The following is a 13,464-nucleotide window of genomic DNA, read 5'->3' on the forward strand; positions in this document are numbered from 1 at the left end:
AAGGGCTCGACACGGGCACCTGCGATCCACACGCCGCCCAGCGGCGCCTCGGGCCTCGGTCAGCAGCCTACAGGTCGAGCACCAGCTTGGGCGTGCGCGCCCGCGAGCAGCAGGGCGTGAACTGGTCGTTGGCCGCATGCTCTTCATCGGTAAGATAGGTATCGCGGTGATCCGGGATGCCCTCGACCACCCCGGTCAGGCAGGTGCCGCAAATGCCTTCTTCGCAGGACACCGGAATGAACACCCCCTGGCGGTCGAGCGCTGAGGTGATCGACTCATCCGCCGGGATGTCGAAGATTTCGCCCGTGCTGGCCAGCTGCACCTGAAAGGCCACGTCCTGCTCGGTGGGCACGGGGCGCTCGGCATCATCCAGCGCAAAGCGTTCGATATGGATGGCCGATTCGGGCATGCCCGCCGCGCGCGCCTGCCCCAGTACGTAGTCGATATAGCCCAAGGGGCCACAGACGTAGAGCTGCGTACCGGGCTGGGCGACGGCCAGTTCGGCGGCCAGGTCGAGCTGCGTGTCCGGTTCGTCATCAAAGTGCAGGCCGACGTGCGCCGCCAGCGCGGGCGCCGCCAGGGCATCGAGAAACGCCGCCCGCGCCCGCGTGCGACAGCTGTAGTGCAAATGAAAGGCCGCACCATCCGCCTGCAGCTTCAGGGCCATGCACAGCAGCGGCGTAACCCCGATGCCTCCGGCCAACAGCAGGCTGCCCGGCGCAGGCACCAGCGGAAAACGGTTGCGCGGCGGGCTGATCTGCAGCAGGTCGTCCCGTTGTATCCGCTCGTGCGCGGCGACCGAGCCGCCGCGCGACTGCGGTTCGCGCAGGATGGCGATGCGGTAGCGGTCGGTGCGTGCGCAATCGCCCGCCAGGGAATACTGCCGGATCAGCCCGCCGGGCAGATGCAGGTCGATGTGCGCGCCCGGCGCAAACGCGGGCAAGGCCCCACCCTGCGCCGCAGCCAGCTCGAGCACCACGATGTCTTGCGCCGCCACCTGTCGGTCGGCGACCCTGACCGTTATCAATGAGTTATCCATATCTGCTTATTGTCGAACATTGAACAAGATCGTGCACCACGTCGGCATGCGCCGCCACGGGATGCACCCGAAGGCCCGCCAGGCGGGCCCGCCGCATCAGCCATCGCCCTCCGCAGGGGCGTCATCGTCCGCCGCGCCGGGCCGCAGGTACAGTTTTCTGTCGATGCCATGGCGCCGCAACTTGTCGTAGAACGTCTTGCGCGGCAAGCCCAGGGCGGCCAGCGTACCCTTCACCTCGCCGCCGTGGTCGACCAGTGCAGCACGGATCAGCTCGGCCTCGTAGCGGTCGATGCGCTCGGGCAGGCTGCCCGGCTCGCCGTCGGCGTGGACGTCCGCGGCCGGCGCCTGGACACCCAGCACGTAGCGGTCGGCCACATGAGCCAGCTCGCGCACGTTGCCGGGCCAGTCGTGCCGCATCAGGTGGCGCCAAAAGGCGGGATCGACGGCGGGCACCGCGCAATTGAAGCGCTGCGCCGAACGCGCCGCGAAATGCGCGAACAGTAACGGGATATCTTCGCGCCGCTCGCGCAAGGGCGGCAGCTCGACCGTGACCACATTCAGCCGATAGTACAGGTCGGGGCGAAAACGGGCCCGCATCCCGGCGGCGCCCAGGTCGGCCTTGGTGGCGGCCACCACCCGGATATCGACGGCGCGGTGCTCGTTCGTCCCCAAGGGGCTGACCTGCCGGGTTTCGAGCACGCGCAGCAGGCGCACCTGCATGGCGGGCGACATGCTTTCGATCTCGTCCAGAAACAGGGTGCCACCGTGCGCGTGCTCGATGCGCCCCACGCGGCGCTTCTGCGCGCCGGTGAAGGCTCCCGGCTCGTGACCGAACAGCTCGCTTTCGATCACGCTCTCGGGCAGGGCCCCACAGTTGATGGCGACGAAGGCGCCCGTGCGGCGATGGCTGAGCTGATGCAGCACCTGAGCCACCACTTCCTTGCCGCTGCCCGTCTCGCCGTGCACGAGCACGTCCACGTCGGCATCGGCCACCTGACGCAGCAGTTCGCGGATGCGCACCATGGCGGGGGCATTGCCCATGAGCAGGGCGGCGGCGTCCGGCGGCCCAGCCTGCGCCCGCAAGCGGCGGTTCTCGAGCACCAGGCGGCGCTGGGCCACGCCGTGGCGGATGGCGGCCAGCAGGCGTTCGGGCGCGTAGGGCTTGGAGAGGAAGTCATACGCCCCCTCGCGCATGGCGCCCACGGCCATCTCGATGTCGCCATGGCCGGTGATGAGGATGACCGGGATGTCCGGGTCGAGCCGCCGCACGTGGCGAAACAGGGTGAGCCCGTCCATCTCGGCCATGCGCACATCGGTGACGAGCACCCCGGGGAAGTCCGGCGTCAGGTGGCTCAGCGCCTCACTGGCGCCCGCGCAGGCGCGCACGACGACCCCCTGCAGATCGAGCGCCTGCTCGTTGGCGTCGCGCACGTCCGCATCGTCATCCACGAAAACGACATCCACCAGACTCACCCCTGCCCCTCCGCACGCATCAGCTGCACTTCAAACAAAGCCCCGACATCGGCGTCGAGCAGCTCGAGGCGCCCGCCGAACTCGGCCACCAGGTCACGGGAAATGACCAGCCCCAGGCCGACTCCCTGGGCCCGCGTCGTGTAGAACGGCGTGAACAGCTGGGCGCGCGCCTGCGCATCGATGCCGCGGCCATTGTCGGCGATGCGCACGGCAAGGCGGTCGTCCCGCACCTGCACGGACAGCCGGATGCACGGCGCGGCGCAGCCCTCCAGGGCTTCCAGCGCATTGTGCAGCAGGTTGACGAAGACCTGCTCCAGCCGCAAGGCGTCCGCCCGCACCCAAGGCGAGGGCGCGCGGCGCTCGTCCAGCAAGGCCACCCCCAGGCGTTCGAGGCGTGGACGGATCAGCATCAAGGCGCCGGCCAGGGCGGCGTCCAGGCTGACCGCTTCGATGCGCGCGGCGCGCTTGCGGGAAAAGGCCCGCAATTCCTGCGTGATACCGCCGATGCGCTCGGTGAGGCGGGCAATGGCCGTCAGGTTGTCGCGCACCCGCTCGAGCTGGCCCCGGCGCAGAAACTCGGCGGTATTGTCGGCGTAGGTGCGGATGGCACCCACGGGCTGATTGATTTCATGCGCCACACCAGCGGCCACCTGCCCCAGCAACGACAGGCGATTGGCCTGCGCCAGTTCGTCGCGCATCTCGTGCAGGCGCGATTCGGCCTGGCGGCGCTCGGTCATCTCGGCTTGCAGGCGCTCGTTGGCTTGCGACAGCTCGGCGGTGCGTACACGCACCTGCGCTTCGAGCGCCTCGGTGGCGCGGCGCAGGCGCGCCGCGCGCCGTCGCCGACGCAGCCCCGCCCACCCAGCCAGCGCCACGGACATCAGGCCCAGCAGCGTCAACGCCTGGGCGGCCAGGGCGGCCTGCCGCAGGGCCGCCGAGACCGGGCGCAGCACGTGCAGGCGCCAGGACGCCGTCTGCCCGACCGGCAGCTCGACGTGCACGAAGCGCTGATCCACCGCGAAGTCGGGGGCGGCGCGCCGCAGGCGCACCAGGGTGGCGGCGTGACCGGCGGCATCGTCCAGCGCGGGCGCGAACGGCAGCTGGCGCAGCGGCGCCGCGCCAAACTGCAGGCTTTCACGCACGCGCGCCGCCGCCTGGGCCGCCAGCGGCCGCACCACTTCGTAGTGCCAGCCGACGGGATAGCCCAGCAGCACGACCCCTTGTGCATCGGTGACGAACTGCGGCATGCCGCTGCGGCCCCACACGGCTTCGAGATCGTGGAAACCGATCTTGAGCACGATCACACCCAGCGGGCCCGACGGCCCATCGACACGCCGGGCGAGGTACAGACCGGGTTCGTGGCTTACCACGCCCAGGGCGAAGTGCGCTGCAACGCCCGAAGCCATGGCATCACGGTAATAGGGCCGAAAGTGGTAGTCGTAGCCAACGAAGGAATCGGTCTGCCGCCAGTTGCTGGCGGCCACCGTGCGGCCATCAAGCCGCATCAGGTACAAGGCCGAGGCCCCCAGCTCGGCGGCGAGGCGCTCGAAACGTGTGCTCAAGCGCGCTTCGCCTGATTCTGATGGGTGCAGCAGCGTGGCGACCAGTGCGGTGTCCTGCGCGAGGATTTGTGGGATTGCCCGAAACTTGTCCAGTTTGTGGCCCAGCGCGGTGAGGCTGAGCTGTGCCACGGCCTGGGTCTGGGCCTGCTGTTCGTGCAGGGCCCGCACGCGCGCCCAGTCGCCCACCCACCAGACAGTCGCCAGCACCAGGGCCGCCACGCACAGCACGACGCCCCCCAGCCAGAGCGGGTGGCGCGGCGATGAGCGCGCGTGCCCAGCGGCGTAAGCCCCAGGCACCGAAGAAGGCGGCGGATCAGACATGCGTGTTTGGGCGAAATTTCGGACATTCTACCTTTTCCATGGGCGAAAATCCGCACATTTTTCCGTTCAGGCCTGGGCCAGTTTTGTGTCATATTTCCAAAAACCATTATTTATCAAATATTTACATAACACAGGCAAATAATCCGAAAACTGGCACGCGGCTTGCTTAAGACCAGGCAGGGGCTGCCGCACATACGGCGCACCCGCTTCCAACACAAGGCAGGATCCGACGCGACACCGAGCGCGCATCCCGCCACCCCGGAGACGCAGACCATGATCGAGATTCCCACCACGCCGCAGCCTGCCCGCAAGCAGCGCTTCTACCAGATTCTGTATGTCCAGGTGATCTTCGCCATTGCGGTGGGGATACTCCTGGGCCACCTGGCGCCCTCGCTGGGCGAATCCATGAAGCCGCTGGGCGACGGCTTCATCAAGCTGGTGAAGATGATCATCGCGCCGGTGATCTTTCTCACCGTCACCACCGGCATCGCCGCCATGAGCGACCTGAAGAAGGTGGGCCGGGTCACGGGCAAGGCCATGCTGTATTTCCTCACCTTCTCAACCCTGGCGCTCATCATCGGCATGGCGGTCAGCCACCTGATCCAGCCGGGCGCGGGCATGCACATCGACCCGGCCTCGCTGGATCACGGCGCCGTCGCGACGTACGTTTCCAAGGCGCACGATTCCACCATCAGCGGCTTTCTGATGAACATCATTCCGGCCACCATGTTCAGCCCCTTCGTCAGCGGCGACATTCTGCAGGTGCTGTTCGTTGCCGTGCTCTTTGGCATCGCCCTGGCCATGATCGGCGAGCGCGCCCGCCCGGTGATCGACCTGCTGACGGCCCTGGCCAGCCCGGTCTTCAAGGTCGTTGAAATCCTCATGAAGGCCGCCCCGGTGGGCGCCTTCGGCGCCATGGCCTTCACCATCGGCAAGTACGGCATCGAGTCCGTGCTCAACCTGGCCATGCTGGTGGGCACTTTCTACATCACGGCGGTGCTGTTCGTGGTCGTCGTGCTGGGCGCCGTCGCGCGCTACAACGGCTTCTCGATCCTGAAGCTGGTGCGCTACATCCGTGAAGAGCTGCTGCTGGTGCTGGGCACCAGTTCATCCGAAGCCGCTCTGCCCACCCTCATGCAAAAGATGGAACGCGCGGGCTGCTCGAAGTCGGTGGTCGGCCTGGTGATCCCCACGGGCTACTCGTTCAACCTGGATGGCACCAACATCTACATGACCATGGCGGCGCTCTTCATCGCCCAGGCCTGCGACATCCCGCTGAGCCTGGGTGACCAGATACTGCTGCTGATGGTGGCGATGCTCAGCTCGAAGGGCGCGGCCGGGGTGACCGGCGCGGGCTTCATCACCCTGGCCGCCACGCTGTCTGTCGTACCGTCCGTGCCCGTCGCGGGCATGGCCCTCATCCTTGGGGTGGATCGTTTCATGTCCGAATGCCGGGCACTGACCAACCTGGTGGGCAACGCCACCGCCTCGGTGGTGGTTGCCCGCTGGGAAGGCGAGCTGGACAAACACCAGCTCGATGCCGCCCTGGCCGGCCACCCGCTGCCACTGGACACCAACGCCCACCCGCACCAGATCCAGCAAACCGGCGCACCCGACGCGGCCCTCCCGGCCGAAGAAAGCGCCCAGGCCGCCTGAGCCCTTTTTTACAAATCACATACCGGAAGACAGGCCGCGGCACACCCATTGCCGATACGGCTCGCAGCACCTGCACCGCGCGGTCTGCCTGACATCCCCGGCTTATGGCCGGGAATGTCGCATTGCACCAACCGTCCGAGTTGACACAACGGCACCTGATTCGCTCAGGCTGTCATGTCCAGGACGACCCGACCATCGACCTGGCCTTTTAACAAGCGATCGAGAACTGCATTGACGTTCTCCAGCCGATCGGTGGAGACCGTGGCGGCAACCTTGCCGTCACCGGCAAAATCCAACGCTTCCTGCAAATCCAGACGGGTTCCCACAATAGAGCCTCGCACGGTGATGCCATTGAGCACCATGTCAAAGATCGAAAGGGGAAATTCACCGGGCGGCAGACCGTTCAAGGCAATCGTGCCGCCACGCCGAGTCATGCCCAGCGCCTGTTCAAACGCTTTAGGAGACACCGCCGTCACCAACACGCCGTGCGCACCGCCAATCTCGCGCCGCAGATAGGCCGCGGGGTCAGTCTGCCTGGCGTTCACCACGACTTCCGCCCCAAGGCGCTGCGCCAAGGCCAACTTGCCGTCGTCGATATCGACTGCCGCCACATTGAGCCCCATCGCCCGGGCATATTGCACGGCCATGTGCCCGAGCCCGCCGATGCCCGAGACCACCACCCAGTCACCGGGTTTGGTGTCCGTCATCTTGAGCCCCTTGTAGACGGTGACTCCGGCACACAAAACAGGGGCAATTTCGATGAAGCCCACATTATCCGGCAGGCGTCCAACGTAATCCGCATCCGCCACGGCATAGCGGGCAAAGCCACCATTGACGGAATACCCGGTGTTCTGCTGGCTTTCGCACAAGGTCTCCCATCCCCCCAGGCAATGCTCGCAATGGCCGCAGGCCGAATACAACCAGGGGATGCCAACCCGATCCCCCTCCTTGACATGCCGCACACCGGCCCCCAGGCCAACCACGTACCCCACGCCCTCATGGCCCGGGATGAAGGGCGGCTCCGGCTTGACCGGCCAGTCTCCGTGGGCCGCGTGCAAATCGGTATGGCAAACCCCCGAGGCTTCGATCTGAACCAGAACCTGTCCTGGGCCAGGCCTGGGCACAGCTACCTCCTCGATATGCAGCGGCTTGCCAAACTCCCGTACCACGGCGGCCTTCATTGTTGGTTCCATTGGCAGTCTCCTTCCTTGTGAAAGACGGGCTTCGTGACGCTCCTTCCGGACGCCGCCCGCAGCAGCGCGCCCTGCCGGGCGCACCATGAAAAACGCCAGCACATCCGGCTGGCGTCGTGAAGGTCTAGAAGAAGCCCAGCGCGTCCGGGCTGTAGCTCACCAGCAGGCACTTGGTCTGCTGGTAGGCGGAGAGCGCCATCTTGTGCGTTTCGCGCCCGATGCCGGACTGCTTGTAGCCGCCGAAGGCGGCGTGGGCCGGGTAAAGGTTGTAGCAGTTCGTCCAGACGCGGCCCGCCTGCACCTGGCGGCCCACCCGGTAGGCCTGCGAGCCGTCGCGCGACCAGACCCCGGCCCCCAGGCCGTAATAGGTGTCGTTGGCAATGGCGATGGCCTCGTCTTCATCCTTGAAGGTGGTCACCGCGGCCACCGGGCCAAAGATTTCCTCCTGGAAGACCCGCATGCTGTTGTCCCCGAACAGCAGCGTGGGCTTGATGTAGAAGCCTTGATCCAGCCCCGCGCCCGGCACGTTGCGGCCCCCGCCCGTCAGGCACTGGGCGCCCTCGTCGCGACCGATGTCGATATAACCCAGGATCTTGTCCATCTGCGCCCGGGAGACCTGGGCGCCCAGCATGGTGGAGGCCTCCAGCGGATGCCCGGTCTTCATGGATTCGACCCGCTTGACCGCACGCTCGATAAAGCGCTCATAGATGGATTCCTGCACCAGGATGCGCGAGGGGCAGGTGCAGATTTCGCCCTGATTCAGGGCGAACATGCTGAAGCCTTCCAGGGTCTTGTCGAAGAAGGCATCGTCCTGATCCATGACGCTGGCAAAGAAGATGTTCGGGCTCTTGCCGCCCAGTTCGACCGTGCTGGGAATGAGGTTGTCGGCAGCGGCATGCAAAATGTGCTTGCCCGTGGGCGTGGAGCCGGTAAAGGCGATCTTGGCGATACGCTTGCTGGAGGCCAGCGCCTGGCCCGCTTCCTTGCCAAAGCCGTTGACGATATTGAGCACGCCCGGCGGCAGCAGGTCGCCGACGAGCTCCATCAGCACCAGGATCGAGGCCGGCGTCTGCTCGGCGGGCTTGAGCACCACGCAATTGCCGGCGGCCAGGGCCGGGCCGAGCTTCCAGGCGGCCATGAGCAAAGGGAAGTTCCAGGGGATGATCTGCCCCACCACCCCCATGGGCTCGTGAAAGTGATAGGCCACGGTGGTCTTGTCGATCTCGGAGATGCCGCCTTCCTGGGCACGGATGCAGCCAGCGAAATAGCGCAGGTGGTCGATGGCCAGCGGCAGGTCGGCGTTCAGCGTCTCGCGCAGGGGCTTGCCGTTGTCGATGGTCTCGGCCACGGCCAGCAGGCGCAGGTTCTGTTCCATGCGGTCGGCCATGCGCAGCAGCACGCCGGCGCGCTCGGCCACCGAGGTTTCGCCCCAGGCCTTGCGCGCGGCGTGGGCGGCATCCAGGGCCAGCTCGACGTCCTCGGCGCCCGAGCGCGGCACCTCGCAAAACACCTGCCCGGTGATGGGCGACAGATTGTCGAAATACTGCCCGCCCACGGGCGCCACCCAACGCCCGCCGATGTAGTTCTCGTAGTGCTTTTTGTAGGGAAAACCGAGGTCGATGCCAAAATGCTTCAGGTCGGTCATGTCCATGTCTGTCTCCTTGAGTCAGGCGCCGCCTGCGGCAGCCGCCCAGTTCACCGGGACACCGTGTCCCGGTGTTTGATGAGTTCCAAAGCAACAACCATGCCAGCCTTGAAAACCCCACGGCCGACAGCGTCCAGGCTCGCGGACGGCGCCCCTCCGCGCACGGCGTCTGGCCCGGGCGCCATGGGGCACGCGGCGCGGGCTTTTCTTGCCGCGTCGGCAATGGCATACTGAAGAAAATCACGTTTAAAAACAGCAAGCTGTCGCATTTTGCGACACTCAGCTGCGCAGCCTGCGACAGGCGTGTCGCCTTATGCACGCCCACCGCATGTGCCCGGACGGAGAGATCCCCATGCCGCATCCACTGCCGCTCACCCTCGCCCCAGACGCCCAGGCCGACGTATCCGCGCTGGTTCATCGCTCATGGGCCCGCTGCGCCAAACTCGACCCGCAGCTGCTCGCCGATCCCAACCCGCTGTCGCAGGCCGATCTCAGCGACCAGATCGACGCGCACCAGGCCCTGCTGCACCATGCCGAGCCCAGCCTCAGCGCCCTGGGCGCCCTGGCGCAGGCCAACCACGGCATCGCCATCCTGGCGGCGCCCAACGGCCTCATCCTGCACGAGCGGGGCAACCCTCAGTTTCTCGACAAAGTGCAGCGCATCGCCTTGCGCCCCGGCGTCAGCTGGGCCGAATCCCAGCGCGGCACCAATGCCATCGGCACGGCGCTGTTCGATGGCCGCGCCATCCGCATCCACGGGGCCGAGCACTTCCTGACGCGCAACCAGGTGCTCAGCTGCCACGCCGCTCCCATCCGTTCAGCTACCGGCGACATCCTTGGCGTACTCGACCTCTCCGGCCCCGCCGATGCGCTGTGCAGCTACGCGCTGGCGTTGGTGCGGCAGCTGGCCAGCGGCATCAGCAACCAGATCCTCGTCGGCAGCCCGCTGCAGCGGCTCGAATTCCACCCAGGACGAATGGCGGTCGGCGGCGCCGCCACCGCCATCCTGCTGTTGGACGACGCGCTGCGCATCGCTGGCGCCAACGAGGCCGCCCTGCGGGCCTTGAACACCGACTGGCGGCTGCTGGGCACCCCGTACACACAGTGGATCGACGGCACACCGCATCCCCAGGACACGGCGCTGCGCCGCCACGACGGGCTGCCGCTCACCGGACGGCTGCTGCGCGGCCCGCAGCCTGTCGGCGCCGCGCCGCGCAAACCCGCCCCGCCCGCGCCATCCCCCACCGCCGCGCACGCGCTGCCTGCGCCTGACGCCATGAACCGCCCGTTGCTGGCCCAGGCCGTGCGCGCCGTCGACAGCCAGCTGGCCGTGCTGCTGCAAGGCGAGACCGGCACGGGCAAAGAGGTGATGGCGCGGCATATCCACGCCGCCAGCGCGCGCGGCACGGGGGCCTTCGTGGCGATCAACTGCGCCGCCCTGCCCGAACACCTGATCGAATCCGAGCTTTTCGGCTACGAGGCCGGCGCTTTCACCGGCGCGCGGCGCGAAGGCGCACGCGGCCTGCTGCGCCAGGCGCACCAGGGCACCCTGTTTCTGGACGAGATCGGCGACATGCCACTGGCGCTGCAGACCCGCCTGCTGCGCGTGCTGCAAGAACGCGAAGTGCAGCCGCTGGGCTCGGAAAAACGTCTGGCGCTCGACTTCAACCTGATCAGCGCCAGCCACCAGAACCTGCCCGAACGGGTCGCCCAGGGCCTGTTTCGCGCCGACCTCTACTACCGTCTGCAGGACATCCCCATCGAACTGCCGCCGCTGCGCGCGCGCCCTGATCTGGCCCGTTTCATTGCCGACCAATACGCGCGCCTGGGGGGCGCGTTGGCCGCCGACGCGCTCGACGCGCTGGTGCGCCACCCCTGGCCGGGCAACTACCGCGAACTGCTCAGCCTGCTGCGACGCCTGCGCTGCCTGCATCCGCAAGAAGAACCGCTGACGGCGTACCAGCTGCCGGTGCCTGCCGGGCACGAGCCCGGGCCCGGATCTATGCCGTTGGACGCGCCGACCGCGGGCCAGCTGCACGCACTCGAACAATCCGCCATCCATCAAGCGCTGCACGACTGCGCCGGCAACATCAGCCAGGCGGCACGGCGGCTGGGCATCCACCGCAGCACGCTGTACCGCAAGCTCAAAGGCCAGCCTTAGCGCGCCACACAGGCCGGCCCCCACGAAAAACACCCCGGACATCGGACGAAAATCCAATGTCTGGGGTGTCGCTGACCGCAGAAGCCCGGCTGTCCCAGGCAGGTGATCCGGGCAAGCGCCGCAGGACGGCGGTTGCCCGCGGATCGCTTACTGGCCTTCGAGGAAGCTCTTGAGCTTGTCGGCCCGGCTGGGATGACGCAACTTGCGCAAGGCCTTGGCCTCGATCTGGCGGATGCGCTCGCGCGTGACGTCGAACTGCTTGCCCACTTCTTCGAGCGTCTGGTCGGTGCTCATTTCGATGCCGAAGCGCATGCGCAGCACCTTGGCCTCGCGCGGCGTAAGCGAATCCAGCACTTCTTTGACGACATCGCGCATCGAACCATGCAGAGCCGAATCGGACGGCGAGACCGTGGCGTTGTCTTCGATGAAATCGCCCAGGTGCGAATCGTCGTCGTCGCCAATGGGGGTTTCCATCGAGATCGGCTCTTTGGCGATCTTGAGGATCTTGCGCACCTTGTCTTCGGGCATGTCCATCTTCTGCGCCAGCGTGGCCGGATCGGGCTCGGCGCCGGTTTCCTGCAGAATCTGGCGATTGATGCGATTCATCTTGTTGATGGTTTCGATCATGTGCACCGGAATGCGGATGGTGCGCGCCTGGTCGGCGATCGAGCGCGTGATCGCCTGGCGAATCCACCAGGTGGCGTAAGTGGAGAACTTGTAGCCGCGCCGGTACTCGAATTTGTCCACTGCCTTCATCAGGCCGATATTGCCTTCCTGGATGAGGTCGAGGAACTGCAGGCCGCGATTGGTGTACTTCTTGGCGATGGAGATCACCAGGCGCAGATTGGCCTCGGTCATTTCGCGCTTGGCCTTGCGGGCCTTGGCCTCGCCGGTGGCCATGCGCTTGTTGACGTCTTTGAGGTCTTTGAGCGGCAGCACCACGTTGCGTTGCAGGTCGATGAGCTTCTGCTGGATTTCCTGCACCGCCGGCTCGTGGCGTGCGAGCGTCTCGGAATAATCGTGCCCTGCGGCAACCTCTTGGGCCACCCAGTCAAGGTTGGTCTCGTTGCCCGGGAAAGCCTTGATGAAATGCGCCCGCGGCATGCCGGCCCGGGTGACGCAGATGGACATGGCGCCGCGTTCGAGCTTGCGCACTTCGGCCACCTGGGCTCGCAAGGCGTCGGCCAGGCGCTCGACCATCTTGGCCGTGAAACGCACGCCCATCAGCTCGGCGTGGATGGCCTCGCGCGCCTCGGTGTAGGCAGGCGACTTATAGCCCTCGGACTCGAAGGCGGCGCGCATCTTGTCAAACCAGGATTCGACGGCGTCGAACTTCTTGAGCGCCTTGGTGCGCAGGTATTCGAGCTGCTTGCTGCTCATGCCGCCCGCCGGGCCATCGTCGTCGTCCGACGACACGCCCGAGCCGGCGTAGTCTTCGCCCTCTTCGTCGATCAGGCCATCGACGACCTCGTCGATCTGGGCCGAACCGTCGCGCACCTTGCGGATGTGCTCGAGGATTTCGTTGACCGTGGTCGGGCAGGCCGCAATCGCCATGACCATGTGCTTGAGGCCGTCTTCAATGCGCTTGGCGATTTCGATCTCGCCTTCGCGCGTGAGCAGTTCGACCGTGCCCATCTCGCGCATGTACATGCGCACCGGGTCGGTCGTGCGGCCGAAGTCGGAATCGACGGTAGTGAGCGCCGCTTCGGCTTCGTCCTCGACGTCGTCGTCGCTGGAGGCCGAGGGCACGTTGTCGCTCATCAGCAGGGTTTCGGCATCGGGCGCCTGGTCGTAGACCTTGATGCCCATGTCGTTGAAGGTGCTGATGATGCCGTCGATGGCTTCGGCATCGACGAGGTCGTCGGGCAGGTGATCGTTGATCTCGCCGTACGTGAGATAGCCGCGATCTTTACCCAGCTTGATGAGGATTTTCAGGCGGTTGCGCCGGGCTTCTTGTTCTTCGGGCGTGAGCTGGCTGCGCGAAGGAGCGTCTTTCTCGCCCTTGGCACGCTTGCCGCCGCGCTTGGGCAAGGGCTTGAGATCGGGGATGACCTCGCCGTCCTCGACGTCGTCATCGACGAAGTCGGCGCCTTCGTTGTTGGCGTTCTTGGCCGGGCGCCCGGGCTTGCGCCCGGTGCCCTTGGCGGCGGCCTTGGGCGCCGCTGCCTTTTTGCTCGTCTTTTTGGCGGCTGTCTTAGCCACCCCAGGTGCAGCACCTGTTGCTGCGCTGGCCGCCGTCACCACGGCCTCGAGCTCGGCGCTCGATACCTTGGTTTTTTTGGCAGCCGTCTTCTTGGCCGCCGCGGGGGCCTTGCCAGTTCCTTGGGTCATGTGCTCAGTTCCGTTAACAGTTCTGTTGACAGTTCCGCTAAAAGCGTTCAACTTATTGAAAACCATATAGTTTACTGCACTCA

General features: G+C 66.3%; 8 protein-coding genes. 2 read left to right on the forward strand and 6 right to left on the reverse strand.

Annotation, left to right across the window (positions count from 1 at the left end; genetic code table 11):
• Nucleotides 1-67: 67 nt before the first annotated feature.
• The 3 genes from CCA01S_RS00930 to CCA01S_RS00940 form a co-directional block, all read right to left on the reverse strand.
• Nucleotides 68-1,039, reverse strand: coding sequence for a PDR/VanB family oxidoreductase (locus CCA01S_RS00930; RefSeq protein ID WP_103035393.1), 972 nt, complete (start codon nt 1,037-1,039; stop codon nt 68-70).
• A gap of 96 nt (nt 1,040-1,135) precedes the next feature.
• Nucleotides 1,136-2,506, reverse strand: a complete 1,371-nt coding sequence (locus CCA01S_RS00935) for a sigma-54-dependent transcriptional regulator (RefSeq protein WP_066452937.1) — start codon at nt 2,504-2,506, stop codon at nt 1,136-1,138.
• A gap of 2 nt (nt 2,507-2,508) precedes the next feature.
• The gene (locus CCA01S_RS00940; protein ID WP_084386278.1) at nt 2,509-4,395 is read right to left on the reverse strand and encodes a sensor histidine kinase; all 1,887 of its coding nucleotides are present in this window, start codon (nt 4,393-4,395) and stop codon (nt 2,509-2,511) included.
• Nucleotides 4,396-4,668: 273 nt separating this feature from the next.
• Between CCA01S_RS00940 and CCA01S_RS00945 the strand changes: the two genes are divergently transcribed.
• A complete protein-coding gene (locus tag CCA01S_RS00945) occupies nt 4,669-6,051 on the forward strand; it encodes a dicarboxylate/amino acid:cation symporter (protein WP_066452834.1) in 1,383 nt (460 codons plus the stop codon).
• A 164-nt stretch (nt 6,052-6,215) separates the two neighbouring features.
• Here CCA01S_RS00945 and adhP read toward each other — a convergent pair whose 3' ends face one another.
• On the reverse strand, nt 6,216-7,244 hold the full coding sequence (gene adhP / locus CCA01S_RS00950; protein ID WP_066452836.1) for an alcohol dehydrogenase AdhP: 1,029 nt from the start codon (nt 7,242-7,244) through the stop codon (nt 6,216-6,218).
• A 124-nt stretch (nt 7,245-7,368) separates the two neighbouring features.
• Nucleotides 7,369-8,895 carry an acetaldehyde dehydrogenase ExaC gene (gene exaC / locus CCA01S_RS00955; protein ID WP_066452837.1) on the reverse strand — a complete coding sequence of 509 codons (1,527 nt, stop codon included), beginning with the start codon at nt 8,893-8,895 and terminating at the stop codon, nt 7,369-7,371.
• A 346-nt stretch (nt 8,896-9,241) separates the two neighbouring features.
• On the opposite strand from exaC, the gene CCA01S_RS00960 reads away from it, so the two are divergent.
• On the forward strand, nt 9,242-11,050 hold the full coding sequence (locus tag CCA01S_RS00960; RefSeq protein ID WP_066452839.1) for a sigma-54-dependent Fis family transcriptional regulator: 1,809 nt from the start codon (nt 9,242-9,244) through the stop codon (nt 11,048-11,050).
• Between the two features lie 147 nt (nt 11,051-11,197).
• Here CCA01S_RS00960 and rpoD read toward each other — a convergent pair whose 3' ends face one another.
• Entirely contained in the window at nt 11,198-13,381 is a 2,184-nt protein-coding gene (gene rpoD / locus CCA01S_RS00965) for an RNA polymerase sigma factor RpoD (protein WP_066452841.1), read from the reverse strand.
• Between the last annotated feature and the right edge of the window lie 83 nt (nt 13,382-13,464).

Source organism: Castellaniella caeni NBRC 101664 (assembly GCF_001592225.1).
GTDB classification, from domain to species: domain Bacteria; phylum Pseudomonadota; class Gammaproteobacteria; order Burkholderiales; family Burkholderiaceae_B; genus Castellaniella; species Castellaniella caeni.

Coding starts and splice junctions, on each gene's coding strand:
- CCA01S_RS00930 (WP_103035393.1), bottom strand. CDS start 1,039: ATGGATAACTCATTGATAACGGTCAGGGTCGCCGACCGACAGGTGGCG.
- CCA01S_RS00940 (WP_084386278.1), bottom strand. CDS start 4,395: ATGTCTGATCCGCCGCCTTCTTCGGTGCCTGGGGCTTACGCCGCTGGG.
- CCA01S_RS00945 (WP_066452834.1), top strand. CDS start 4,669: ATGATCGAGATTCCCACCACGCCGCAGCCTGCCCGCAAGCAGCGCTTC.
- adhP (WP_066452836.1), bottom strand. CDS start 7,244: ATGGAACCAACAATGAAGGCCGCCGTGGTACGGGAGTTTGGCAAGCCG.
- exaC (WP_066452837.1), bottom strand. CDS start 8,895: ATGGACATGACCGACCTGAAGCATTTTGGCATCGACCTCGGTTTTCCC.
- CCA01S_RS00960 (WP_066452839.1), top strand. CDS start 9,242: ATGCCGCATCCACTGCCGCTCACCCTCGCCCCAGACGCCCAGGCCGAC.
- rpoD (WP_066452841.1), bottom strand. CDS start 13,381: ATGACCCAAGGAACTGGCAAGGCCCCCGCGGCGGCCAAGAAGACGGCT.